Origin of the sequence: Mesorhizobium sp. M2A.F.Ca.ET.046.03.2.1 (assembly GCF_003952425.1) — a bacterium.
Lineage (GTDB): Bacteria > Pseudomonadota > Alphaproteobacteria > Rhizobiales > Rhizobiaceae > Mesorhizobium.
The window spans coordinates 3,511,349-3,535,864 of record NZ_CP034449.1 but is presented as its reverse complement, the minus strand read 5'-3'; the positions used below and the strand labels follow the sequence as shown (position 1 = coordinate 3,535,864).

21 protein-coding genes and 6 pseudogenes are annotated in these 24,516 nt (G+C 59.1%); 1 reads left to right on the top strand and 26 read right to left on the bottom strand.

Annotated elements, in window-relative coordinates:
• Positions 1–157: 157 nt before the first annotated feature.
• A pseudogene (locus tag EJ072_RS16980) lies at positions 158–271 on the bottom strand (aminocyclopropane-1-carboxylate deaminase/D-cysteine desulfhydrase family protein); the annotation flags it as partial.
• 26 nt (positions 272–297) lie between these two features.
• On the opposite strand from EJ072_RS16980, the pseudogene EJ072_RS16975 reads away from it, so the two are divergent.
• A pseudogene (locus EJ072_RS16975) lies at positions 298–970 on the top strand (transposase); the annotation flags it as partial.
• 36 nt (positions 971–1,006) lie between these two features.
• On the opposite strand, the pseudogene EJ072_RS36825 reads toward EJ072_RS16975, so the two are convergent.
• The 25 genes and pseudogenes from EJ072_RS36825 to queE form a co-directional block, all read right to left on the bottom strand.
• Positions 1,007–1,084 (bottom strand): annotated as a pseudogene (locus EJ072_RS36825) (hypothetical protein); the annotation flags it as partial.
• A gap of 72 nt (positions 1,085–1,156) precedes the next feature.
• A complete protein-coding gene (fdxB, locus tag EJ072_RS16965) occupies positions 1,157–1,474 on the bottom strand; it encodes a ferredoxin III, nif-specific (protein WP_189343318.1) in 318 nt (105 codons plus the stop codon).
• Complete coding sequence (locus EJ072_RS16960; protein ID WP_063169367.1) at positions 1,471–1,674, bottom strand: CCE_0567 family metalloprotein; 204 nt, start codon at positions 1,672–1,674, stop codon at positions 1,471–1,473. Before EJ072_RS16960 ends, fdxB (EJ072_RS16965) begins: the two co-directional genes overlap by 4 nt.
• Before the next feature lie 46 nt (positions 1,675–1,720).
• Positions 1,721–2,159, bottom strand: a pseudogene (locus tag EJ072_RS16955) (DUF269 domain-containing protein).
• A 324-nt stretch (positions 2,160–2,483) separates the two neighbouring features.
• Positions 2,484–3,641: a TlpA disulfide reductase family protein gene (locus EJ072_RS16950; RefSeq protein WP_126080608.1), complete on the bottom strand. Its 1,158-nt coding sequence runs from the start codon at positions 3,639–3,641 to the stop codon at positions 2,484–2,486.
• Between the two features lie 597 nt (positions 3,642–4,238).
• The gene (locus tag EJ072_RS16945; protein WP_024505903.1) at positions 4,239–5,252 is read right to left on the bottom strand and encodes a 1-aminocyclopropane-1-carboxylate deaminase; all 1,014 of its coding nucleotides are present in this window, start codon (positions 5,250–5,252) and stop codon (positions 4,239–4,241) included.
• Between the two features lie 236 nt (positions 5,253–5,488).
• Entirely contained in the window at positions 5,489–5,680 is a 192-nt protein-coding gene (locus tag EJ072_RS36820) for an exopolysaccharide production repressor protein (RefSeq protein ID WP_127394248.1), read from the bottom strand.
• A 79-nt stretch (positions 5,681–5,759) separates the two neighbouring features.
• Positions 5,760–6,076: pseudogene (gene fdxB / locus EJ072_RS16935) on the bottom strand (ferredoxin III, nif-specific).
• A complete protein-coding gene (locus tag EJ072_RS16930; protein WP_224571204.1) occupies positions 6,073–6,231 on the bottom strand; it encodes a CCE_0567 family metalloprotein in 159 nt (52 codons plus the stop codon). Before EJ072_RS16930 ends, fdxB (EJ072_RS16935) begins: the two are co-directional and overlap by 4 nt.
• A gap of 90 nt (positions 6,232–6,321) precedes the next feature.
• Complete coding sequence (locus EJ072_RS16925; protein ID WP_245458601.1) at positions 6,322–6,765, bottom strand: DUF269 domain-containing protein; 444 nt, start codon at positions 6,763–6,765, stop codon at positions 6,322–6,324.
• A gap of 320 nt (positions 6,766–7,085) precedes the next feature.
• The gene (locus EJ072_RS16920) at positions 7,086–8,249 is read right to left on the bottom strand and encodes a TlpA disulfide reductase family protein (protein ID WP_245438181.1); all 1,164 of its coding nucleotides are present in this window, start codon (positions 8,247–8,249) and stop codon (positions 7,086–7,088) included.
• A gap of 254 nt (positions 8,250–8,503) precedes the next feature.
• Positions 8,504–8,884: a hypothetical protein gene (locus EJ072_RS16915; protein WP_126080606.1), complete on the bottom strand. Its 381-nt coding sequence runs from the start codon at positions 8,882–8,884 to the stop codon at positions 8,504–8,506.
• A complete protein-coding gene (locus tag EJ072_RS16910) occupies positions 8,881–10,194 on the bottom strand; it encodes a SidA/IucD/PvdA family monooxygenase (RefSeq protein WP_245467326.1) in 1,314 nt (437 codons plus the stop codon). The genes EJ072_RS16915 and EJ072_RS16910 overlap by 4 nt, the downstream gene beginning before the upstream one ends.
• 842 nt (positions 10,195–11,036) lie before the next feature.
• Positions 11,037–11,672, bottom strand: a complete 636-nt coding sequence (locus EJ072_RS16905; protein WP_245456297.1) for a universal stress protein — start codon at positions 11,670–11,672, stop codon at positions 11,037–11,039.
• 331 nt (positions 11,673–12,003) lie between these two features.
• Positions 12,004–12,819, bottom strand: coding sequence for a response regulator transcription factor (locus EJ072_RS16900; protein ID WP_063169370.1), 816 nt, complete (start codon positions 12,817–12,819; stop codon positions 12,004–12,006).
• Positions 12,816–13,295, bottom strand: coding sequence for a NifX-associated nitrogen fixation protein (locus EJ072_RS16895; protein ID WP_024505267.1), 480 nt, complete (start codon positions 13,293–13,295; stop codon positions 12,816–12,818). The genes EJ072_RS16900 and EJ072_RS16895 overlap by 4 nt, the downstream gene beginning before the upstream one ends.
• A 16-nt stretch (positions 13,296–13,311) precedes the next feature.
• Positions 13,312–13,809, bottom strand: coding sequence for a nitrogen fixation protein NifX (nifX, locus tag EJ072_RS16890; protein ID WP_063169371.1), 498 nt, complete (start codon positions 13,807–13,809; stop codon positions 13,312–13,314).
• On the bottom strand, positions 13,806–15,158 hold the full coding sequence (nifN, locus tag EJ072_RS16885) for a nitrogenase iron-molybdenum cofactor biosynthesis protein NifN (protein WP_126063827.1): 1,353 nt from the start codon (positions 15,156–15,158) through the stop codon (positions 13,806–13,808). The genes nifX and nifN overlap by 4 nt, the downstream gene beginning before the upstream one ends.
• Before the next feature lie 8 nt (positions 15,159–15,166).
• Positions 15,167–16,642 (bottom strand): nitrogenase iron-molybdenum cofactor biosynthesis protein NifE, encoded by a 1,476-nt coding sequence (gene nifE, locus EJ072_RS16880; RefSeq protein ID WP_095489376.1) that lies wholly within the window; start codon positions 16,640–16,642, stop codon positions 15,167–15,169.
• A 61-nt stretch (positions 16,643–16,703) separates the two neighbouring features.
• On the bottom strand, positions 16,704–18,245 hold the full coding sequence (gene nifK / locus EJ072_RS16875) for a nitrogenase molybdenum-iron protein subunit beta (RefSeq protein ID WP_126063826.1): 1,542 nt from the start codon (positions 18,243–18,245) through the stop codon (positions 16,704–16,706).
• A gap of 129 nt (positions 18,246–18,374) precedes the next feature.
• The gene (gene nifD / locus EJ072_RS16870; RefSeq protein WP_024505262.1) at positions 18,375–19,877 is read right to left on the bottom strand and encodes a nitrogenase molybdenum-iron protein alpha chain; all 1,503 of its coding nucleotides are present in this window, start codon (positions 19,875–19,877) and stop codon (positions 18,375–18,377) included.
• An 87-nt stretch (positions 19,878–19,964) separates the two neighbouring features.
• Entirely contained in the window at positions 19,965–20,858 is an 894-nt protein-coding gene (nifH, locus tag EJ072_RS16865) for a nitrogenase iron protein (RefSeq protein WP_024505261.1), read from the bottom strand.
• A 1,051-nt stretch (positions 20,859–21,909) separates the two neighbouring features.
• A pseudogene (locus EJ072_RS36815) lies at positions 21,910–22,106 on the bottom strand (7-carboxy-7-deazaguanine synthase QueE); the annotation flags it as partial.
• Between the two features lie 160 nt (positions 22,107–22,266).
• Positions 22,267–23,019 (bottom strand): carbonic anhydrase, encoded by a 753-nt coding sequence (locus EJ072_RS16855; protein WP_126063825.1) that lies wholly within the window; start codon positions 23,017–23,019, stop codon positions 22,267–22,269.
• Between the two features lie 770 nt (positions 23,020–23,789).
• Positions 23,790–24,515 (bottom strand): 7-carboxy-7-deazaguanine synthase QueE, encoded by a 726-nt coding sequence (gene queE, locus EJ072_RS16850; RefSeq protein ID WP_164752747.1) that lies wholly within the window; start codon positions 24,513–24,515, stop codon positions 23,790–23,792.
• Between the last annotated feature and the right edge of the window lies 1 nt (position 24,516).

Genomic DNA, 24,516 nt, shown 5'->3' with positions numbered 1-24,516 from the left:
CAAATCTGGTCCTTCTACGTGGAGACGAGCGCCCCCGCCGCGGCGTGTTCGAGCGAGAGAGCATGCAATGTTCGCATGCCTTGGCGATGTGTTGTTTAGCGGCGCTGAGCTTGCTGCCATGCCTTCACCGCTAGGGCTGAACCAGGCGCGGATGTCCATGTGGGACCCAGCTCTCCTGGACCAGGAGGCATCTCATGCCGGTCTTGGCGGCGACCGCAGCGACCATGCGCGTATGGTTGGACTGCACGCCACCGGTTGTGACGAGCGTATCGGGCATCTGGCGCGATCGCGTCGGGCGGCGTCGTCATGAGCCAGGCGGTGCTGATCGCTGTCGGCATCGATTGGGACGGCCGGCGCCAGATCTTGGCCGTCGAGATGGCTAATCGCGAAAGCCGCTCGGCCTGGAGGGATTTCCTCGTCGCGCTGAAGGCGCGCGGGCTCAGGGGCGTCGAACTGGTCGTGTCCGACGATCATGCCAGCCTGGTGGCGGCGATCGGCGGGGTGATCCCCGAAGCCCGCCTGGCAGCGCTGCTACGTGCCTCAGGAACGCGCTCGATCACCTGCCGAGAAATCGTGGCGATGATTGCCTGCAGGAGTTGCGCTGGCTCTACGACCGCGCGATCTCGCCGAGGCCAAGGCCGATCTCGCCGCATGGCTTGCCAAATGGTCGGGCCGCTATCCGCGACTGACGAGCTGGGGAGAGGAGACCATCGAATGCACGCTGACCTTCTTTTGCCTGCCGCGCCAGCACCACAAGCACCTGAAGTCCACCAACATGCTGGAACGCCTCAACGAGGAAATCCGCCGGCGCACCTATGTCGTGCGCATCTTCCCGAACGCCGAAAGCTGCCTGCGCCTGGTCAGGGCGCTGGCCGTCGAAACCAACGAAAACTGGATGGAGGCCAACCGCTACATCAACATGGATGACCTGCGCGAGCACAAGAAGCTTGCTTTGCGCCAAGCCGCATGACCAGCTCAGAAAGAGCACGCGGCCGAAGTAGCCGGCCTGAAGCAGCAGCGAACAGGCCAGCGTCGTGACGACTGCCACACGGAGAATCCAAAGCGAAGTAAACCATCGACGCATTGCTGCACAGGACCAGCCCCACGAGCCGACAAAAAGATGAAGTGCAACGCCGTTCTCCTGGTTTTCGCCAGATCATGTTGCGAGCTGGTCGGCCGCAACATGCGTCTGGCAGTTCTTGGGGCAGACGCGGCCGCAGGCTCCGCAGCCTATGCAGCGGCCGGCATCTTCGACAACCATGATCATGCGATTGAGCTTGCCGTCGAAATCGTCGTCCTCGTCATCGCAGGGGCCGAGGATTTCACCCGCATCATCAACGCCGTGAAGATGCATCACATCGCGCGAGCAGACCTTGAAACAACGGCAGCAGCCGATGCAGGTCTTGCTATCGATGGAGGTCAGGTACGACGGCATCCAAATGGAGCCGTCACGGGTGGTGAATGTGCGCATCATCCTAAATTCTTCATTGAAGCGAGTTCTCTCTTGGCAACATCCAACTCGGCATAAACGGCTTGGGTTTTCTCGGCGACTTCCTGTATGTCGGCCCACTTGCCCGGCAGACCCTCGACAAGGTCCTGCAATGCCATCTTGGCAATAGCTGCACGCAACTGGAGCTTTCGGACTTTCTTCCTCATCTTATCTAGGTCTGACATAGATCCTTCCTGGAACAATGGTTTTGTTGATGCGCTCCATCTCGGGCTAGGCTTCAATGGCTGCAGTCGCATCGTCGACCAGTTTCGTACCGGCCTCAGCAAGTTTGCGGAAAGTCTCGAAGCCGAACCGGTGGACGTCTCGACAGAACGCCCAACCGCTGGAAGCCCGCAGGGGCTTCATTCCAATTATTGGCGACGTCGACACGCCGGAGCGCTCCTCGATCGCAAGCGCTACGGCGGTGTAAAACATGTCGAGCCTCCACAGCGCGTCAGGATCGAGGATCGCCGCCAAAGGGTACCGCACGTTGCTGTTGCTTGGTGATGATGAACTCGGCCAGCAGCTCGGCATCCGAATGGCCTTCCCATAAGCCGAAGGAATCCTGAGTACGAATGAGCCGCAGGAGGCATTTGACGAACGGGGAAGCAAGGGCTTCTTCGTCATTGTTGACAGCAGGGCCAACCGGAGGAATTTCGTTGTTCGTCATTTCAGTCTTCGTCTTCGAGGTACGATTTCCTTTTCCTGCGATGCCCACTCCGGGTCCGCTTGCGTGGCCGACGAATGGCTTGGGCGGGCCAACCCCAAGAGTGCCCCGTGGCCGACCTCGACATGTCCAAGAGTGCGAGACCTGCGGCGCGAATTCGCGGCGCACATCGTCTGCGCCGCGATCCGACCGGTGGTCAACGCAATTGAAATCCAACCTGCCGCAAGCCGCCGCCCTGCTGCATCGACATACTTGCTGCGAAGAGAGCTTCGATGGGCGGATTGGCCAGTGTTCAATTCCAATTGTCAGTCCCTTCGCGATTCTTGCTCAGGAAGTGACTGCGTTTTGAGTTTCGGGTGCCTTCTTTTGCGGAGCCACACAAAGATCCGCGTGACAGGCAGGCTCACCCGTGTAGTTGGCCAGTGCTTCGAGCAATGGGGTAAGATAGTACTGTTTGGTGTGGTCCGGAATTGGCCCCAGCCGGTCCACCGATTTCAGTGCCACCTCGATCAACTCGATTGCGCGATCTTTGTTGCCGCTCTCGTAATAATACTGAGCTACCGGGAGGTACCGGCGGTATTTAAACGGGCCATCGCCGTTCGGGGGATTGAGTGCCAGTATCTGTTCCGAGAGCTCGTTGCCCATCGCAAAGCGCTCCGCGCGCGGAAGATGGGAATTGTCCATCGTGGGATCGAAGAGTTGGTTGAGGGCCAAGGCCATCCACGACACCGCGTCGGACGTTTTGTCGATCGCGTCCTCGACCAATTCTCGCATGACCGGCATGCCGGTCTTGATGTCGCGCAGCTTGTGAAGCAGAAGATCCGCATGAATCTGCCGAAAATCAAAAGAGTCTGGCATCAAGGCGAGGCCTTCTTCGATGGCCAAGAGCGCCGCCGTCCAATTCTCGGCCTGCATCGCCGGCTCAAGTTTGGCGTATATCGGCCCGGTAAGCGACATTTCGCGCGCTGCAAGTTGGTTATGCGCGATGCGCTTTGCATCGGCGGCTTTCGCTTCATAGCTGCTGCGCCAGCTGCCGTTAAGGACTTTCGGCAAAACGTCATCGAGTTCCGCCGGGTGGCCGATAAAAGCGATGTGGCCGTCGCGGTCGACCACGAACGAGGTGGGAATCCCAATCGAAGAGCTGGGATCCATCCAGAGCTTGTTCATTTCGCCAATGTAATCGAACCCGATACGATAATTCAGATTCGGGAACTTCTCGGTCAGCCAGGCATCCACGTTGGTCCGCGCCTCGTCTGCGGTAGGACCCTGTTCGCAGGCGGCAACTCCGACCGCCTCAAATCCGCTGCCTTCATATTTCTCCTGCAGTTCGATCAAATGGGGCATGGCGTCGACACATGGTCCGCACCAAGTCGCCCAAAACTCAACGAGGTAGACCTTGCCGGGCCGAAAGTTCGTGAGGGGCTCGCCACGCAGCCAGTTCTCCACTTTGATCGCAGGAGCCGGGGACCCCATACGCAGTTCCATCTTGGTGTCCAAAGTCATTCCACACCTTTCGTCTCTTTTGTCGCGGAATATTTTCCCGTCAAAATCGGACACGGTCTCGAGGGCATCGCTCCCTCTGGCTTGCTTCAGCGAAGCTCTCACCGTGTTGCCGCACATCAAGCTGCAACGGAGGTGCCAATTCCCTCAGCTCCGGTAAGCGGCGGGAAATGCTTTGAAATTCTCCACGAGGCTAAATGCGGCCGATTGTCGTGAACCCGACATGTCTTCTGCCGCTGTCGGGTTTCGCCCTATCTCTTGAGAGCTTGGACGGCTCGCCTGTGATTAGACTGGCCTCGGTCCTCGAGCAGTGGCAGTTTGGCGCCAGTTCGAAAGCGCGAACTCGCCGGCTTGGTCCTCGTGCCGCCACCGCCGCGTGTGGATTCTTGCCCCGGAGTCAAAATTCGCCTCGCGGTTGCCAACGGCGGCATGCGCTCAATGCGCGTGGCGTTGAGCCCCGACAGCACGTAATGGTACCAATTAGTGGATGCCCGTCGCTGCCTCCACTTCTCCAGCCAAGCGCTCGAACGACGCTACCTACCCACGTTCGAGCGCGACCGCGGAATCGCAGACTGCCGAACGTCAGCCGTTGCGAAAGGTGTAGCCGTACCCGTTGATCGCCGGCGCGCCGCCTAGATGTGCGTAGAGGACCCTCGATCCCTGTGGAAAGAAGCCCCTCTGGACGAGGTCGATCATCCCTTGCATCGATTTGCCCTCGTAAACGGGGTCCGTAATCATGCCCTCGAGCCGCGCGCACAAACGGATTGCCTCTTTGGTTTCCTCCGATGGAACGCCATAACCCGGGTACGCGTAGTCCATGAACAACACCACGTCTGCCTCGACAATTTCCGCTCCGAGGTGGACGAGCTTCGCTGTATTTTGGGCGATGCCGAGCACCTGCGCCTTGGTCTTGGCGGGCATGGCGGAGGCATCGATACCGATCACGTTGCGCTGTCGACCATCCTTGGCGAACCCGACGAGCATGCCGCCGTGGGTTGAACCAGTCACCGTACAGACGACGATATAGTCGAAGGCAAACCCAAGCTGCTCTTCCTGGGCACGCACCTCCTCAGCGAACCCCACATAGCCCAGGCCGCCGTATTTGTGGACAGAGGCGCCGGCAGGTATCGCATATGGCCTGCCGCCCCTTGCCTTGACTTCATAAAGTGCCTTTTCCCAGCTGCGGCGGATGCCGATGTCAAAGCCCTCGTCAACCAGGCGCACCTCTGCCCCCATGATGCGGCTCAAGAGGATATTGCCGACCCGGTCGTAGACAGCATCATCATGTGGGACCCAGCTCTCCTGGACCAGGAGGCATTTCATGCCGATCTTGGCGGCGACCGCAGCGACCATGCGCGTATGGTTGGACTGCACGCCACCGATTGTGACGAGCGTATCGGCATCTGACGCGATCGCGTCGGGCACAATGTATTCGAGCTTGCGCAGCTTGTTTCCGCCGAACGCGAGACCGGAGTTGCAGTCCTCGCGTTTGACGTAGATTTCCACCTTGTCGCCCAGATGCTTGCCGAGGCGGTCGAGCCTCTCGATCGGCGTGGGTCCAAAGGTGAGCGGATAACGTTCGAATTTTTCCAGCATGCTATCTCCAGCAAAAAAGTACCTGAACCGGCTACGCACCGGTCAGCCCAGGGGTATGGTCGCGTGTTAGCCGAACACAGATTCCCTATACGATCAGCTCAGTCATCAGAGGGTGACCAAAATTGGTGTGGGTCTGAGCACTGATCCTGTCATCCGCGCATCAAAGCAGCAGCACATGCTGGGCATTCGACCAAGCCGGGACACAGCTGAAAATTGCATTCCGCAGTTGATCAGAGTCAGACGACTGGTACCCGAGCTTTCCTGTAACCATCGGCATGCTGGCCCCTGTGGCGAGTTCCACGAGCGCGGCTAGAGGACTGCCAGATCAGAAAGAGCACGCGGCCGAAGGAGCCGGCCTGAAGCAGCAGCGAACAGGCCAGCGTCGTGACGACTGCCACACGGAGCGAATCCAAAGCGAAGTAAACCATCGACGCATTGCTGCACAGGACCAGCCCCACGAGCCGACAAAAAGATGAAGTGCACGCCGCTCCCCTGGTTTTCGCCAGATCATGTTGCGAGCTCGTCGGCCGCAACATGCGTCTGGCAGTTCTTGGGGCAGACGCGGCCGCAGGCTCCGCAGCCGATGCAGCGGCCGGCATCATCGACAACCATGATCATGCGATTGAGCTTGCCGTCGAAATCGTCGTCCTCGTCATCGCAGGGGCCGAGGATTTCACCCGCATCATCAACGCCGTGAAGATGCATGACATCGCGCGAGCAGACCTTGAAACAACGGCAGCAGCCGATGCAGGTTTGCTATCGATGGAGGTCAGGTACGGCGGCATCCAAATGGAGCCGTCACGGGTGGTGAATGTGCGCATCATCCTAAATTCTTCATTGAAGCGAGTTCTCTCTTGGCAACATCCAACTCGGCATAAACGGCTTGGGTTTTCTCGGCGACTTCCTGTATGTCGGCCCACTTGCCCGGCAGACCCTCGACGAGGTCCTGCAATGCCATCTTGGCAATAGCTGCACGCAACTGGAGCTTTCAGACTTTTTTCCTCATCCTATCTAGGTCTGACATAGATCCTTTCTGGAACAATGGTTTCTTGATGCGCTCCATCTCGGGCTAGGCTTCAATGGCTGCAGTCGCATCGTCGACCAGTTTCGTACCGGCCTCAGCAAGTTTGCGGAAAGTCTCGAAGCCGAACCGGTGGACGTCTCGACAGAACGCCCAACCGCCGGAAGCCCCCACGGGTTTCATTTCTATTGTCGGCGACGTCGACACGCCGGAGCGCTCCTCGATCGCAAGCGCTACGGCGGTGTAAAACATGTCGAGCCTCCACAGCGCGTCAGGATCGGGATCGCCGCCAAAGGGTACCGCACGTTGCTGTTGCTTGGTGATGATGAACTCGGCCAGCAGCTCGGCATCCGAATGGCCTTCCCATAAGCCGAAGGAATCCTGAGTACGAATGAGCCGCAGGAGGCATTTGACGAACGGGGAAGCAAGGGCCTCGCCGTCCCCGTGGACAGCAGGGCCAACCGGTTCATGAGGAATTTCGCTTTTCCCCAATTTCAGTACTCCTCTTGAAGGACGATCTCTTTTTCTGCGATGTGTGGTTCGGGCGCTTGCGTGGGCGGGGAATGGCTTGGGCGAGCCGATCCCACGCAACAGTGTCCCGTGGCCGACCTCGAGCACGTCCACCAATGCGAGACCTTTCACCGCGGCGCGAACGCCTGCGCCGCGGTTCGACCCGAGGTAAACGCAATGGAAATTCCACCTGCCGCAAGCCGCGCACTTTTGCGGCATCGACGTTATTGCTGCGAAGTGCGCCTGGGCGGGCGGATTTGCCGGTGTTCAATTCCAATTGTCATGCCCTTCGCGATCCTTGCTCAGGAAGTGACAGCGTTTTGAGTTTCGGAAGTCTTGTTTTGCGGAGCCACACAGAGACCCGCGTGACAGGCAGGCTCACCCGTGTAGTTGGCCAGGGCTTGGAGCAACGAGGTGAGGTAGCGCTGTTTGGTTTGGTCCGGCACTGGCTCCGAATGGTCCAGCGATTTGATTGCCACCTCGATCAACTCGATCGCCCGGTCCTTGTTGCCGCTCTCGTAATAATACTGAGCGACCGGAAAGTAACACCCGAATTTAAAGTCTCCATCGCCTTGCGGAGGATTAAGTTCCAGGATCTGTTCGGAGAGCTCCTTGCCCATCGCAAAGCGATCATCATGCGGAAGATGGGAGTTGTCGATCGTGGGATGGAAGAGTTGGTTCAGCGCCATCACCACCCAAGACATCGCTTCGAACTTTTTGTTGATCGCGTCCTCGACCAATTCGCGCATAAGCGGCAAGCCGGTTTTGATGTCGCGCAGCTTGTGAAGCAGAATATCCGCATGAACCCGCCGAAAATCAAAAGAGTCTGGCATCACGGCGAGGCCTTCTTCGATGGCCAATAGTGCCGCTGCCCAATCCTCGTCCTGCATCGCCGGCCCAAGTTTGGCGTATATCGGCTGACTCAGCGACGATTCGCGCACACGCGAGATTCGCTTTGCATCGACGGCTTTCGCTTCATAGCTGCTGCGCCAGCTGCCGTTAAGGACTTTCGGCAAAACGTCATCGAGAGGTGCCGGGTGGCCGATATAAGCGATGTGGCCGTCGCGGTCGACCACGAACGAGGTGGGAATCCCGAACGAAGAGCTGGGTTCCAGCCAGAGCTTTTTCATTTCGCCAGTGCAATCGAACGCTGTCCGATAATTCAGATTCGGGAACTTCTCGGTCAGCCAGGCATCCACGTTGGTCCGCGCTTCGTCCGCGGTTGCAGCCTTTTCGCAAGCTGCGACTCCGATAATCTCAAATCCGCTGTCTTTATATTTCTCCTGCAGTTCGATCAAATGGGGCATGGCGTGGACACATGGTCGGCACCAAGTCGCCCAAAATTCAACGAGGTAGACCTTGCCGGGCCGAAGGCTCGTGAGGGGCTCGCCACGCAGCCAGTTCTCCACTTTCAGCGCAGGAGCCGGGGACCCCATACGCAGTTCCATCTTGGTGTCCAAAGTCATTCCACACCTTTCGTCTCTTTTGTCGCGGAATATTTTCCAGTCAAAATCGGACACGGTCTCGAGGGCATTGCTCCCTCTCGCTTGCTTCAGCGGAGCTCTCACCGTGTTGCCGCACATCAAGCACGGCAAAGGGCATGCCAACCCTTCTTAGCTTCGGCAAGCGCCGGTACCGCCTTGAATAAGCGAGCCCTAACACGGCCAGCTGACGTTAACCTGAATGTCGGCTTTCGACGGCTCACCTTAGCGGCTGCCGTTTAGGAAGGTGAGAGTTTGGCTGGCCCGCTGGCGATAAGACCGGCTTCGGCGTCCTGGAGTAGTCGCACTTCGGCGATGGGGTCGAAAGTGCGGGAGAGGCTCGGTACCCTTGCAGCCACCGCCGCATGTGGCCCGGCGTCATAATTCGCGTCGCGGTTGCCAACGGCGGCGTTGGGCTCGATCCACGTGGCGTTGAGCCCGACAGCACGTAAAGCTGCATCGTGATTGAATGCCCTTTGCTGTTTCACGCCAAGCAGGAGTCGCGCGACGCTACCTTGCTCAAGCGCGAGCAGAGCGATCTGACGCCGTAGGAATATTGCTCGTCCCGCTTTTGCCGCCAGAGGCGGAAATCTTTCCTGAATGCCACCGCCGATCATCAATATCGACGAATCATATCCCGCTGCCCATTTGTTCGACTCCGAGGTCGGGCCAGCACTCCGTCAAGGGACGGTTGATGAACCCTAGATGCTCGGGATTGGCGCAATGGCGCGCGCCGCAGAAGGCTGTCAAGGATGCGGCGCGCTCGCCAGGCCAGCAGCCCAAAGTTCGGATCAGCCAGCCCGCGCTGTCCAAGGCAGGCGTTCTGAACGAAAAGGCGTCGGTCTCGCGGTCCGTCCCAGTACACCGAAAAATCCTCGCCGATGGCGAGCTCATTGCCGATCTGTTCGAGGCGATCTGCGATCGGTTCTAGGAAACCCGGCAGCGGTTTCTCGTACCCGGTGGCCAGGATGACGATATCGGCGGTTACTTCTCCGATGTTGTCCAAGCCGCGTTGCAGCGTGAGCCTGTGCCCTGCTCCGGCATTGATGCAGCGCGACACGTTGCAACTTGGCCGCAATGTGATCTCGCATTGGTGTGGCTCGAGAAAGGCGTGGTGGTAGAGCGCCTGATAGACCGCGCGCAACTTGCTTTCTGAAATGCCCTCGGAGGCAAGCGCGAAACGCCGCAGGAACAGCTGTCGATGCACCTCGCTCATCGCAGCAAAACGATCCGAGAAGCATGGCGTGAACAGCCCGTTTGTGAACGCGTGGTCGTCGAAAGGCATCTCGCGCGTCAAGACCCATGTGATCGCCGCGGGCCGCCGTTCTTTCGGCCGGCCGACAAGGTGCAGTAGCAGCTCGGCTCCCGACTGTCCGCCGCCAACAACGCAGACATGCTTTTTTTGCACCTCAGGATTGATGTGGGCCAACTCAGATGAGTGGAACAGGTTGGGTCCAGTCCAGCCATGAAACTGAGGCGGAATTTGCGCCTGCTTGCCTATGTCGATGACGAGGTTTCTTGCATCAAGGACCGCGTTGTCCGTCCGCACGCGAAACTCGCCGTCAAAGCGGATTTCGCGAACGGCCTCGCCGCCACGGACAAGCGGATTCTTCTGGAACGCCCAGTTGAGATATTGGGCGAACTCGGCTCTAAGCACCCCGTGAAATTGCGCATTGAGGAAATTGTAAAGACGCCCGTTCTCGTGGAGGTAGTTTACGAATGTGTAGGCTGATCGCGGATTGACCAGAGTAACCAGATCCTGGAAGTGGCCGACCTGGAGCTCCGCGCAATCGAAAGCGCTGCCTGGATGTCCTCGGAAATCGACCTCCCGGTCCAGGAACAGTGCCCCTTGCGCAATCTCTTCCTGTATCTGACACGCAAGGCTCAAATTAGATGGTCCAGCACCCACACCAATACAAAAGAGGTCCACTTATCCTTACTCCTCTAGGAGTGTTTTCCAACTCAGCGGCATGTTGACGTCGATTGCCGGGCATTGAGCAATGCGAACCTCACAGGCATGCTTGAGCCGCGGTCCCGACTGAGAGGACAGCAAAAGCGTGTGCCGCCTTCCAGGTCTTGGGCTCAATGTCGGCGGCATCGACAGCGGCGCGGCGTGATCCGAACCCAAGAGCAGAAGGAAAGTGTGTGATGCTGTCGCGCGGCTCTTCCGGATCTTACGGCGGCTTCTAGCGCCGGCCTCCACCCCAGGAGTGGCTGTTTCCCTGCCACGACGGAAGCGGCTCTTTCTTTCGAGGGGCGTAACCATGGATAACGGCTCTTAATGCTTTCGGAGACTCCCATGCATGCGGCGTGCCGGATAAAGACCTGTCAAACCAACGAGTTCGCGCAGTTCCAGCTCGTCTGGAATCCGACATTGTCGCACGCCCGACGATCGGGCAGGGGAAGCTCCGCGGCAGCGGCCCTTGCACACCGCAGGCTGACAGGGACAGCCGCCGATTTGACGCGCGTCCGGGTACTGATAAGGGGCCTTCCAACAGGGTTCGCGCACGAGGCGGGGTCTCCTGGTACACCCGCCCTGTGGCTTGGCTGCGGTCTGCTGCAGCCGTTCGTCTTTACTGCCCGTTGCGGACGATCTCGCACGAGTTGGTTCACGAGAGCGTCGTGAAGCAGTCGAGGCGTCCGGTTTGGCTCTGACAAGCGTCGCAAGATGTTCGCGGATCCAGCCATGTCTCCGCAATCCGACCGGTAACCGACGACGACTTCGGACTGGTTGGCGGTCCTACGACCTGATCGGTGTTCCTACGGAGCTGATCAGCGAGCCAAAAACAGCGGCAATGTGGTCTTCCCAAAGCTCCAGCTCGGCGGACCGCCGAAAATCCGCTCACGCAGCCCACGGCTGCCATAAGCACCCATAACCATCATGTCAGCACAGATGTCGTTCGCGTGCTGGGTCAGCACTGTGCCCGCCGATTTGCCGGCGCTCTTAAGCAGGTCAACGGAGACCCGAGCACCGTGCCGAGTAAGATAGGCAGCGATGTCAGCTCCAGACTGCGCGCCTTTCCCGTTGTTTTGCGCCTTTGGATCGACCATAGCGACACAGACTTCCTTGGCAGCGGATAGGATACTAAGAGCTTCCCGAACCGCACGCGAGGCCTCTACACGCGAATCCCAGCCGACCAGCACGCGTCGAGGCGACAGCGTCGCCTTAACGCCCTTCGGCACGATGAGCACCGGCTTTCCGCTATCGAACAAGCAGCCGTTGACAACAGGAGGTCCGAGAGTCTCATCGTTGAGGAGGTCTCCTCCAACGATCGTCAGGTCAGCGCAGAGCGCCCGCTGTCGTGCCACTTCACCGAGGCTAGCCGGATCGCAATAGTCGGTGTCAACGTCACAGGAAAGCGACATAGCTTTCAGCCTTTTGAGGATATCCGCGGACCGTCTTTCCATTCTGGTCACGTCCTGTGAAAATTTCTCGATTTGCTGAAATCGATAGTTCGGTACTGCAATTGCCTGTGCACGTCCTGTATTCCATTCGGGGGCGGAGACAACATCAAGAGCAATGGAGGCGGTATAATGAGTACCGATAGGTGCGCGCCGACCTCGGCACACAGTCCGGCAGCTGTTGTGAGGTCCTCATCAGAATGATCAGCACCCGTCACACTGAATATGCTTTTAAATTCCATTTGCCTGCTTCTCCTGGTCTTCGTTAGGAGCGCCTCAAAGCGGCAACACCGCTCTCAGGAGGAAGAGAGAGCGGCACCACGTTCGATCACCGATTTCAGTCGTCCGGCTTCTCGAGCGAGTAGCCGGCCGACCTGACGGTGCGAATGACGCTGCCGGGCAAGGCCGTTTTCAGCGCCCTCCTGATTCGGCTGATATGGACATCGACGGTGCGTGCACCGACATGAATGTTGGGCAGCCAGGCCGCCCCGATAAGCTCGTCCCGGCTGAAGACCTTGCCGGGGGCCTCAATCATAAGCCGCAGCACGTTGAAATCGATCCGTCCGAGATGGATGTCGTGGCCATTACCGCGAACCCGATGGGCATCGAGCTTCATCTCCAGGCCTCCACAACAAATCCAACTGTCGTTTTCAACCCCGTTCGGACCACGCTTGGTCAGCCCGAGCCTCGCCCGCAGGCAGTCGAGCAGCTTGGCCGGAGCCACCGGCCGCACAAAGCTCTCAACGCCTGCCTTCAAGAGATCGAGGTGCTGGTGCTCGGCGCCAGGCGCGATCAGGGCGATGATAGGCAGGTCGGTGGTGCGCGGTTCCCGCTTGAGGTGGGCGCAAATTGCGGACCCGTTTATGCTGGCTGGGTCGCAATCCAGCACTACGGCCTGAAGCTCCCGTTGTTCGGCCAAGGCCAGCGCAGCCTTCGCGCCGTCTGCCGTCTCACTGCTGAAACCGTCAACCTCCAGTATGTGGCTGTAGAGCAGATAGAACTCGGCATCTTGCGAGCAGATCAGGACCAGCGGCTTCTTCATCGGCGATACCCCAACAACCTGGTCGGCCTCGAGTCCCTGGATCGAGGGGACTGGCCAACATAGTTTCTCGGGTCCGTCATGATGGCCTTTCTCGAAAATCGCGCCCATCATGCCAGCGCCACGTGGGGAAAGGTTTCGATGACTGAAATCGCATCGTCGACCAGCTTCGTACCGGCCGTGGCGAGCTTCAGGAGCGTCTCGAAGCCAAACCGGTGGACATCGCGCAGCGTTTTGGACAAAACGACCAGCCGTCCGGTCGTGAAAAGCACCCGACCAAAACCCTCATGGCTCACCTGGATCATCGGCGATGCCATAAGGCCGCAGCGCTCCTCGATCGCAAGCCCGATGGCGGCGTAGTACTTGTCGAGCCTCCACAGCACGTCGGGATCGGGATCTCCGATGATTGGGATCCCTCGGCGCTGTTCCTTGGTAATGATGAAGTCGCCCAGCAGCTCAGCGTCCGCTTTGCGTTCCCACGAGCCATAGGAATCCTGAGAACGGATCAGCCGCACGAGGCATTTGACGAACGGGGTGCAAAGAGCCGCCTCGTCTTCGGCGACAGCTGGGGGGATTGCGGGGTCAGGCATTGGCGTCCTCCTCTTTTCAGTCCTCGTCCTCGAAGGACGGTTTCTTTTCGGCAATGCCCGCTCGCGCCAGCACCTTGCGCAGCCAAGGCGGAGGACACGTCCTGAGCATCATCTGCGTGCGCAAGAGCACCTGTGGGATCGATTGGGGCTCCGCCACTTTGATCGGGTGGATTTTTGCCGCGACAAGCTTGGCTGCCGAAGGGCCGCCAATTGCCAGACAAAACAGGATCTGACAGCCCTTGAGCGCATCCACCTTTGGCGTGATGCGATCATCGCGCTCGGCCCGATGCTCCCCGCTTTCATCGGACACGTCATCGAAGGCCACGGCTTCTACGAGATTCCATTCCTCGCGCGTCACGTCGTAGACAGCAAAGCGCCTGGCCGACCCGAAATGGGCGTTGAGGTCCTGCATGTCCTGAGTGGCGATCGCAACGCGCAATGCGCCCTTACGTCGTTCAGGCATCGGGGCGAAAACCTCACTACTGACCAGCGAGAGGCGGCGAACAGCGTTCATCGTGATATTTCTCGATTACGGAGTGGATCAAGCGCCTCAGGAGTGGGCGCGTGTTGGTTGGCCTGGAAGATGCTGGCGACCTCGAAGATCATGTCGCGGGTGCCCTGATAGAGAATTGCGAGCTTGTGCTGGCTGCCTAGTCGATCGAAGACCGGGAACCCGATGCGCATGAGCGGAATTCGGAGCCGCTCCGATGCTTGGCGCCCGTGCGAATGCGTGACAAGCAGGTCAGCACCGACGGCAAGACTTTCCAGATCGCCGAGATCGCCGATCTGAACCGAAACCGCCGGGACTTTCTCGAGAATTTTAGACCTGTCGGTCGTTGTGACGGCCGCGGCTATCTCGGAGCCGAGGCCAGCAAAGAAGGTCGCAAGTTGGAACAGCTGGTCTGGTTCGGCAGCGATGGCAATTTTCTTGCCGCCGAAATGGAAATGTCCGTCGAGCATCGCGTCCTGCAATTGCGCCCGGCGCCGGCGCACGCGGGCCGGTACCGCCGCGCCCGAAATCGCAGACAGCAGCGACACGAAGCGGTCCGTGTCCTGCAGCCCAGTCAGTGACTGGAACAACACGTAAGGCACGCCGGTCAACCCGTGCAGCGCTTTCGCCGGGCGGCGCATGTGCTCACCGATGGCGATGCATTGCATGGCCGTGCCCAACTCGCGAATGTCTTCGACGCTGGTGCCGCCGTATGTGGTCGCTACCCAGCGGTCAGGAACCGTACCGTCGAGCGAGCCTGAAATGTCGGGCAGAATAACCGGCTTGAGCCCAAAGCTTTCAACCATGTCCCGCATATGCTCGATGTCGGCGATAGAGAGGTTGCATCCGGGCAGGATTGCGATCTTCTTCGGGTGCCGCGCCCGTTCGCCCGAGCGCGTAATCCCTTCGATCATTGCGGTGACTGCCTTGGCCCAGCCCTCTTCGATCGCGCCGTCAAAATCCGGCGTGTTGGCCAGCACGACCTCCGTACCCGCAAGCTGTTGCGTGTGCTTCCGCATGATGTTGGCAATATCACCCGCGCAATCTTCGCCACGCGTCTCCACCAGCGCGGTCGTGCACACCCCGATCAGCGTTGGCTTCGTGCGGTTCTTGAGGTTGAGGATCGCCTCTTCCAGATGGTCGGCTGCGCCGAGGATGGTCGCCACCTCATCCATCGCCGTAGTCTGCAAGGGAATCGCTTCTTTGAAGTGCCGCACGAAGAGAACGAGCGCAAAGCTTGTGCAGCCTTGGCTGCCGTGGAACAGCGGCATCGCACCGTCGACGCCAAGAAAGGCAAAGGCGGCACCCAGCGGCTGCGACGACTTCAGCGGGTTGACTGCCGCCGATTTGCTCTGGGGAAGGATGCGGGCCATCGGTCGCCTCAACACTCGTGTGCCGTCGCGCAGGCGAATTCATCAAACAGGTACGCGGTCTCGTTCCTCGTGCACGGCAATTCGCCTATCAGCTCAGGCTGGCAATCCCACGGGGCCGGCTGGCGCACCTGAGACCAGATCGGATTGTGAATGGCGAGGTCGATCTGGCGTACGAGTTCCACCATGCCGTCATAGCCGGCATAAGGATGCTGGCGCTCCTGGTTGATATCGAGCCAGGGCGTCTTGGCCTTGAGCGCAATGAATTGCGTGCGACCGCCCGACAGCATGATATCGGCCCTGTGTTCAGAGAGCATGGCGTACAGCTCGCTCGCAGCCATGGATTCGAACATGTGCTTGTCGTGCTTGAGAACTTGTTTGATGCGCTCCTTGTCCTGCACCGTAGATTTCTTGATCGAGGTGCCGACGATCTCGATTCCGATCTCCATCAGCGCATGGACAACCGACCAGGACTTCACACCGCCTGTGTTGAGCAGCACGCGCTTGCCTTGGAGCCTTTGCCGGTAGGATTCGAGTTTCTTCCACGCGATCGCCTCCTGCTGCGCGATCAGCGTCTCTGTGCGCTCGAGGATCTCCGGATCGGCGCCCTTCCTCACCAGCAGCCTGACAAGGTTTCGAAGAGCTTGCGATGTGTCGGAGATGCCATAGAAGGAGCCCTCGAAGAACGGGATGTCCCAGCGCTCCTCCATCTTGCGGGCAAGACTGATCAGCGCGGTCGAGCACACCATCATTGCCGCCCGGGCGCGGTGCGCGGAAGCAATGTCGCGGTAACGCGCATCGCCGGGAATGCAGGCGCGCACCCGGATCCCGAGCCGATCGAGGAGCGGCTTTACAAGCCAGAATTCGCCCGAGAGGTTGAATTCGCCAAGGATGTTGATGTCGTAGGGTCCGGGGTCGTCGGGTTCGACCGTGCCGATGACATGATCGAGCAACGCCTCGGCGGCGAGCTTATTGCCGAGGTTCTTGGAGCCTGCCAGGCCAGGCGCATTGATCGGCACCACGGCCAAACCGAACTTTTCCGTGGCGCGTTTGCACACGGCCTCGATGTCGTCACCGATCAGCGCCGTTACGCAAGTCGAGTAGACGAAGATCGCCGGCGGCGCGTATGTGTGCTTGATCTCGCGGATCGCCTTGAAGAGTTTCCGCTCGCCCTGCCCCATCACAAGGTCGAGTTCGGTGAGGTCGGTCGTGAAGCTTGTCCGCCACAAGGTCGGCCCTGACGAAACCGCACCACGGTTGTCCCAAGAATTGCCCTCGCAGGCGAGCGGCGCATGGACCAGATGCGCAACGTCGGTGATCGGCTGCAGGACGATCTTGGCTCCGTCAAAGGCGCAGCCGCCGGCTGCCGCCCCTGGTGTCAGCGACTTCGAGCAGCCCTCCTTGCGCGCCTTGGCATCTTTGCCACGGTTCTTATCGCAGGCGGGCTCATCGAAGGCGTCCTTGATTTTGGCGCTGAGGGAGGACATTGCTCAGCCTCCCCAGTCCATTGGGCAAGGAATGGCCTCGGCGAAAAGCCGGCCACGGCTCTTAGCGCGTGAGGTCATAGGAATAATCCGTCACACCCGTCTCGCTCGTCTCGCGATCGAGTTTGTCGAAGATCTTGTCGAGGATCGTCGTCAGCACGCGCAACGCTCCCTGGTAGCCAAAGAGCGCAAAGCGGTGATGATGGTGCCGATCGAAGATCGGAAACATCAGCCGGATCAGCGGTGTTCCGGTGTCGCGCTCCAGGTACTTGCCGTAGGAATTGCCGATCAAAAGGTCCACCGGCTCGGTAAAGAGCAGTGAGCGCAGCGCCCACAGGTCCTTGCCCGCCCAAACCTGGGCAGCCTTGCCGAAAGGCGAGGATGCTAGCAGCTTCTTCAAATCGGCTTCCCATGCCGAGGTGCCATTGGTGGCGAGGCAATGGGTTGGCTCGCCGCCGGTCTCCATGACAAAGCGGGCCATTGCGTGAACGAAGTCGGGATCACCGTAGATGGCGTATTTCTTACCATGCAACCAGGATTGGCTGTCCGCCATGGCGTCTACCAGTCGGCCGCGCTCGAGGCGAATTGCCTCGGGAATCTCCTTGCCGGAAATCGCCGCGACCTCCATCAGGAATTCGTCCGTCGCCTGAACGCCGAGCGGATAGTGGAACGAGGCCGTCGCCTGCCCGACCTCCTCGCAATAGCCCAGTGTCTTTCGGGTGTTGTGATGCTGCAGCGAAAGCGTTGCCTCGGCGTTGAGGGCCTTCTTCACCTCGTTGATCTTCGTGCCCCCGTCATACATGCGGTATTCACCGTCCGAAGGCGTATCGAACTGGTCAGAGGCATCCTGGATCAATGTATAGGACACGCCCATTACATCGAGCAGGCGCTTGAGCTCCCGGTTGTTGCCGACGCAGAAGCCGTCGAAGCCCGGAATGATGTTGATGGTTCCTTCGATTTGCGTACGCTCCTGACCTTTCCAGAAGTGCTCCAAAATGCCTTTGACCATGTTGTCATAGCCGTCGACATGACTGCCAACGAAGGCCGGGGTGTGGGCAAAGGGCACGTCGAAGTCGCGCGGGACTGAATCTTCGTCCTTGGCGTTCTGGATGAAGCTGTGCAGGTCGTCGCCAATGACCTCTGCCATACAGGTCGTCGACACGGCAATCATCTTGGGGTCGTAGAGCTGGTAGGTGTTGGCGAGCCCGTCGACCATGTTCTTCAGGCCGCCAAACACCGCCGCATCCTCGGTCATTGAGGAGGAGACCGCCGCGGCAGGCTCCTTGAAATGGCGCGACAGGTGCGAGCGGTAATAGGCGACGCAACCTTGGCTGCCGTGGACGAAGGACATGGTTCGCTCGAAGCCGGCGGCAGCGAATACCGCACCCAGCGGCTGGCAGGCCTTGGCCGGGTTCACGACAAGCGCTTTGCGGGCGAGGTTCTTTTCGCGGTATTCCCACGTCTGGGTGAAATCGCGCTGATCGGAAATGATTTCATCGGGGTGCGGACATTCGAAGTTTAGCTTCTTCTCAGCGAGCATCTTTCTGTATTCCGGCTCGCGGAACAGGGGAGCGTGATCGAGAATTTTTTCAGCCGACTGCGGCATGATGATTACCTCTTTTGCATCTGGCTGCGCGGGACGGCAGCTCAGGACGTCAAGACGTTCCAGGCTCCGGCGGATCAGAGGCCGCGGGAGTTCACCGTCTCAGTGGGAGACTGGGGCTGAAGCAAATGTTTATTCGGCAGCCATCGCCCGCTCATCGCCCCGGCTTCTTTTCCAAGGCGCGTGGAATAGGTCCCAGACCGGGTTGTTAATGGCGAGATCCACATCACGTGCGAAAATGGCAAAGCCATCGTAGCCGTGATACGGGCCTGAATAATCCCAGGAATGCATCTGGCGGAACGGTATGCCCATCTTCTGCACCGGGTATTTTTCTTTGATTCCCGAGCCGACCAGATTTGGGCGAATCCCTTCGATGAATTTCTCCAACTCATAGCCGGTCACGTCATCGTAGATCAGCGTGCCGTTCTTCACGTAGTGGCCGGTGCGCTGATAGTCGTCGCTGTGGGCGAATTCATAGCCGGTGCCCACGATGACCATGCCGAGGTCCTCGTAGGCCGTGACGACGTGGCGGGGGCGCAGGCCGCCCACATAGAGCATCACGGTATTTCCTTCCAGGCGCGACAGGTACTTGGCGATGACCGCATCAACAAGCGGCCTGTACTTGGCAATGACCTTTTCGGTCTTCTCCTCGATTTCCGGCCCAAAATGCTTGGCTATGTTGCGCAGAGAGGCTTCGATCTGGGAGGGACCGAAGAAATTGTACTCCATCCAGGCGACGCCATACTTTTCCTCCATATGCCGACAGATGTAATTCATCGACCGGTAGCAGTGGATAAGATTGAGCTTAGCCTTCGGGGCGCGCTCGATCTCTGCGAGTGTGGCGTCACCCGACCAGTTGCCAACCACGCGCAGCCCTATCTCCTCAAGCAGTATGCGCGAGGCCCAGGCATCGCCGCCGATATTGTAGTCGCCGATGACGTTGACGTCGTAGGGGCCGGCCTCGAACTTGACATCCTTTTTGTCGAAGACCCAATCCCGGATTGCATCATTGGCGATGTGGTGGCCAAGCGACTGCGAGACGCCGCGGAAGCCCTCGCAGCGTACCGGCACGATCGTCTTGTCATACTCCTTGGTCTTTTTGCGAGAAACGGCCTCGGTGTCATCGCCAATCAGGCCGATAGGGCATTCGGACTGCACGGTGATGCCGTTGTTGAGCGGAAACAAGACTTCAATCTCGTCAATGATCTGTTCCAGCTTCTTGTCGCCGCCGAAGACGATGTCCTTCTCCTGGAAATCGGAGGTGAACTGCATTGTCCCGAACGTGTCGACGCCCGTTGTACCGACGTAGTAGTTGCGGCGCTGCGACCAAGAATATTGGCCGCAGCCGACCGGGCCGTGCGAGATATGGACCATATCCTTGACTGGCCCCCACACCACGCCTTTCGAACCAGCATATGCACAGCCGCGAATCGTCATCACCCCGGGAATGGACTTGATGTTCGATTTGACGTCGCATTCGGAAAGGACCTCGCTTTCCCCGCCAGCCTCGTTGCCGCTCTTTGCGACGTTGAGGTGCTTCTTGCGGCGCTTCGCCGCCTTGTCGGGATAATGCGACAGCACCTCTTCGATAAGCTTCGCATGAAGAGCACCGTCATTCTCGTATTCCCGGCTCATGAGTCCCCCTTTCAAGGTTGGGTGACGCCTCAAAGAATAGGCGCCGTTCTCTGCAAGGCGCGCCGATTCATGGCAGCGCTAATGTCACTACTGGGCCGCCGCCTTCGCCGCTTCCTTGGAGTGAAGCTCGGCAAGCATCTGCTCGTCGGTCTTCATGATGCCGAAGTCGAGCAGCATCTCCTCCAGCTCCTCCATGGTGATCGGCGTCGGGATCGTACCCTGGCCCGAATTGGCGTGGATCTTCTCGGCCAGAGCGCGGTATTCCCCTGCCTGCTTTGAGTCCGGCGCGTACTGGATCACCGACATCTTCCTGAGTTCGGCATGTTGGACGATGTTGTCGCGGGGCACGAAGTGGATGAGCTTGGAATTCAATCGGCCAGCCAGTGCTTCGGCCAGATCGAGTTCGCGGTCGGTTTGACGTTCATTGCAGATCAGCCCGCCCAGCCGCACACCGCCCGAATGGGCATATTTGAGGATGCCCTTGGCGATGTTGTTGGCGGCATAGAGCGCCATCATCTCGCCGGACATGACGATATAGATCTCCTGGGCCTTGCCTTCGCGGATCGGCATGGCGAAGCCGCCGCATACCACGTCGCCGAGGACGTCATAGGAGACATAATCGACATCGTCATAAGCGCCATTCTCCTCGAGGAAATTGATCGAGGTGATGACGCCGCGGCCGGCGCAACCGACACCCGGCTCGGGGCCGCCGGACTCCACGCACTTGATGCCTCTGTAGCCCACCTTGAGCACGTCCTGGAGTTCGAGGTCTTCCACCGAACCTTCCTGTGCGGCGAGATCCAGGACGGTATCCTGAGCTTTCGAATTCAGGATCAAGCGTGTGGAATCGGCTTTGGGGTCGCATCCTACGATGAGGATTCTCTGCCCGAGGTCGACAAGGGCAGCGAGCGTATTTTGGGACGTGGTGGACTTGCCGATGCCGCCTTTTCCGTAAAAGGCGATCTGACGCAGACCTGACATAATAGCTTTCCTTCCTTCGTTCTAATCATCGCGACTGCCCGCGACACAAGTGCCGATAGGCAGCTCGTGCCGCCTCACACCAAGCATCGCAAAAAGCGTACCAGCGTGATCGGCCGATCCCAGAAAAAACTTTGTCATTAAATTCCAGCCGCTTAGACGGCGGCAAAACGCGCGAACGGGCCTTTCAGGCGTCTGTCACGGACACGACAAAGCCGACACAGATTGTCGTGCGCCATCCAAACCGCCGTGTGTCGAGCTCGAAGCGGGAGAATGGGGAAGTTAGCCCAAAGCTGATGGCGAGACCATCGGAAGACATCGGCTCTTGTCTTTCCAGCCTGCCATTGATCGGGCGGTCGCTGGATGAGCAGGAGCCTGGGGCTTGACCGCGGCGCGGGTAGTTCAGGCAGGCTTACAGAGCGGGAACGCCGGCGGCCGATAGACATCCGCGCTTAACCTTTCATAGCCCGTCTACAAGTTGGTTCCGCCGACGCGCTATATGGAAGCCAAATAATTCAGTAGCTTAGCCGAGAGCATTGATTTTTTCAGAAAGATACGTGTTATACGCGTACGAACCGCCGAACCCATGGTCGGCGCCCTCATGCGCGTGAGACCCCGTTGTGGGCGAGGCTCGCGACTGGCTGCACGATCCTAGCCGGCCTGCTTGCCATTGAGTTTGGTCCCGCCGCGGTAGGCTGCGGCATCAAGGGCAACATCAGCTACAACACTGGCAAGAAGATTATCACGTTCTTGGACAGGAATCTTACTGGGAGACACGCATCAACAGGCGGGCGGGCGGGCTTCGAGAGGTTAGTGTCGCGGCAGCTTGCAGATCTGCCCACGGGGCCGCCACGATCGCAAAGTGTGTACAAAAGCGCCCTCTCTGCCGAACTGAACAGTGCTCACGGCCATAGCCTCGGATGAGCCCGACTGGCTTGACCTCTGCATGATGAGAGCAGCTTTTACACCAGGTGCGCAGCACATGTCTTTAACGAACGCATCGTCTTCAAGAATATAGAGAGCAATTCGGAAAACCGAGTAGTTGGCGGCGAAGCTAGGAGAAGGTATACACCACCCTCTTGTTACCCCAGAGTAGAACGTGCAGCTGCGGCAAGACGCGGGCTTCGAACCACCTGTCGCTGGTCACCTTTTCTACCAGCGATTCCATGCGCATCATATTCCGTCGGACTCGACAGAGACGTCTTCATTACCACGGCGGGGCGGCGTGTGATTGCCGGGTTGCAGACAAACCTCGCCGCGACGTCTTTGGGACGAGTGGTGTCGGCACCGAATCCCTATCATTTAGACTAGCCAGCTTGGGGAGCGCCGTCAGACCGCCAGACCGGAAGAGGAGGCTTCGCGCCAACTTGTGCCAAGAATGTTGGACCGTGCGGAACCGCTGGGGCGGCGCTCAACTCTGGCGCAGGATGAAGCGTCGATTGGGTGAATGAATAGGGCGCGCGTTCGACGGGTAGAGGGAGGCAAATCGCTGGATGTCTGCCGGATCAACGTCAACCGGTTCCATCGCCACCATCCACTCGACGTTTTCGGTGCACGGCGGCGTCGTCAGTGAGCCCTCATAAGTCCAATAGCCAAGCGAGGCTGGCAGAAGCCAGTTGGGATTCACCTCGTCGATCGTCACCTCCCCATTCGGCAGTTCGGGAAAGGCCGCAGCAAGGGCAGCAAAGCTGGCATTTGTCGCGCCGGGCGTTAAAAAGACGCCCAGCACGCCCAGAGTACCACTTTGCGTGTCCTTGTGAACGAAATGCACCTCCATCGGGAAGCTCTTGCCCGCCACGTGATGTTCGCTTGGCGCATGGAAATGGAACTGTACCAGTTCGTAGACACGATCGCTGCGGGTCAGCGTGCTGCCTTGTGGCATATTGATTTGAATGGTGTGGCCGTTGTTCACCATATTGCCGCCGCCCTTGTGCCAGCCGATGGCGATATGCGGGATATCCGCCTTGACCGCGCTGTTGATATTGATCGGCGATTGCTGCGTGCCGGCAGAGCATACGAAATTTTCCTTATCCAGATCAGCCCAGTGCTCCGGTCCGACCGGACCGGTGTACCCCCAATGGGCACTGGTCGCTTGGGCGGCTTGAACGCAAATCCGGCATGCGCCGAGCGCAACCAACCCTTTGATCAGGTGACGACGATACATATTACTTTTGCTCCTCTTGCGAACTGATGTTGGTGGCTGCCCTAATGGACGCGTGATGGCCAATCGGCGCGGCCAGTATTGTCCTTTGCAACTGATAGATGCCCGCATGCCTTGGCGTGCTTTCATAAGTGCGGCTGCCGTTTCTCGGCTGGCCGGCTTCTGCAGCCCGCAACGGGAGCAGTTTCAACCAGCTAAACGATAAAAAATTTGAGCAGACCAGCGCTTGACCCCCGCCGCAAAGGCACAGGCGAAGGTGATCACTGCGCGGCTGCCGTTCGCGCCGGAGGCCGCATCGCTATACTTTACACTCGCTGCCCAAGGAGACGCAGGCGACCCTAATACGTTTTCATCGCTACTCCCGACGCAGCCGACCCACGCCACGAAAACGTTGCTATATTTCACGTTGGGCCAGTGAGGAAATCGATCTTCTTTATGGAAGGCATTTGCGCAATGGATGCATTCCCATGCTGACAGTCGTGCGTCAGGCCGGACAATGAGATACATCGATAAGAGCTGGACAAGGATGAGGGGATGACGTGCTTGCGACGGAGCAGGTGGGGCGAGAAGGCCAGTTCTTGCGGATTTCAACTTTGCGTGACGACAGCTCATCGGAGTCAAGGTGACACACGCCGGCAGCGGGGTGTCCGGGCGGTTTCCAGCCGCACAATCGCGAGACCGCTGACGCGAACAAAGCTCGGCTGTACTCGGCACGCGAAGAGAGCCTGCCAAGCCGTTGGAGCCCGGCCTTCCGGTGCGACGCAAGCCGCAGACTAGACCGCCCTCTTGTTACCCCAAAGCAGAACGTGCAGCTGCGGCAACACGCGGGCTTCGAACCACCTGTCGCTAGTCACCCTTTCGACAAGCCATTCCATTCGCATCATTATTCCGTCCAAGTCGACAGAGGCGTCTTCACTGCCAGGGCGCGGCGGCGTGTGATTGCCGGGTTGCAGATAGATCGGAAGGTGCGGATATCTCGCCGCGACTTCTTTGGCGTAGGCATAGTCACTCTCGTCGAAAACGACGAGCTTGAGCACGATTTGCGGCTTCTCTTGCGCCGCTTCGAGGCATGCATCAAACGCAGCCCAACGGGTGGTCATCTCGCTGGACGGCGGCTTTGGGCTAAGGGTCAGCACGTCAAGATCCGCAAACCACTCCCTCACCACGGAACCCTGCGTTTCCAGTGCAAAACGATAGCCCTCGCGATGGCCGCGTTCTATGAGGGGACCGAACGGCTGAATGGCCGGGTTGCCGCCTGACAAGGAGACCATAACCGGCCTGCCGCCGGAAAGCGCATGGACGGTTTGCCACACGGCATCGATCGGCATCGGTAGCCATTCATGGCGATACTGATTGTCCACCGCGTGAAGGCTGTCGCACCATGAACAGCGATAATCACATCCGCCGGTTCTGATGAACACCGTCGGCAAGCCGATGAGCACGCCCTCGCCCTGGATAGTCGGCCCGAATATCTCGCTCACACGGATTGCGGGATGCATG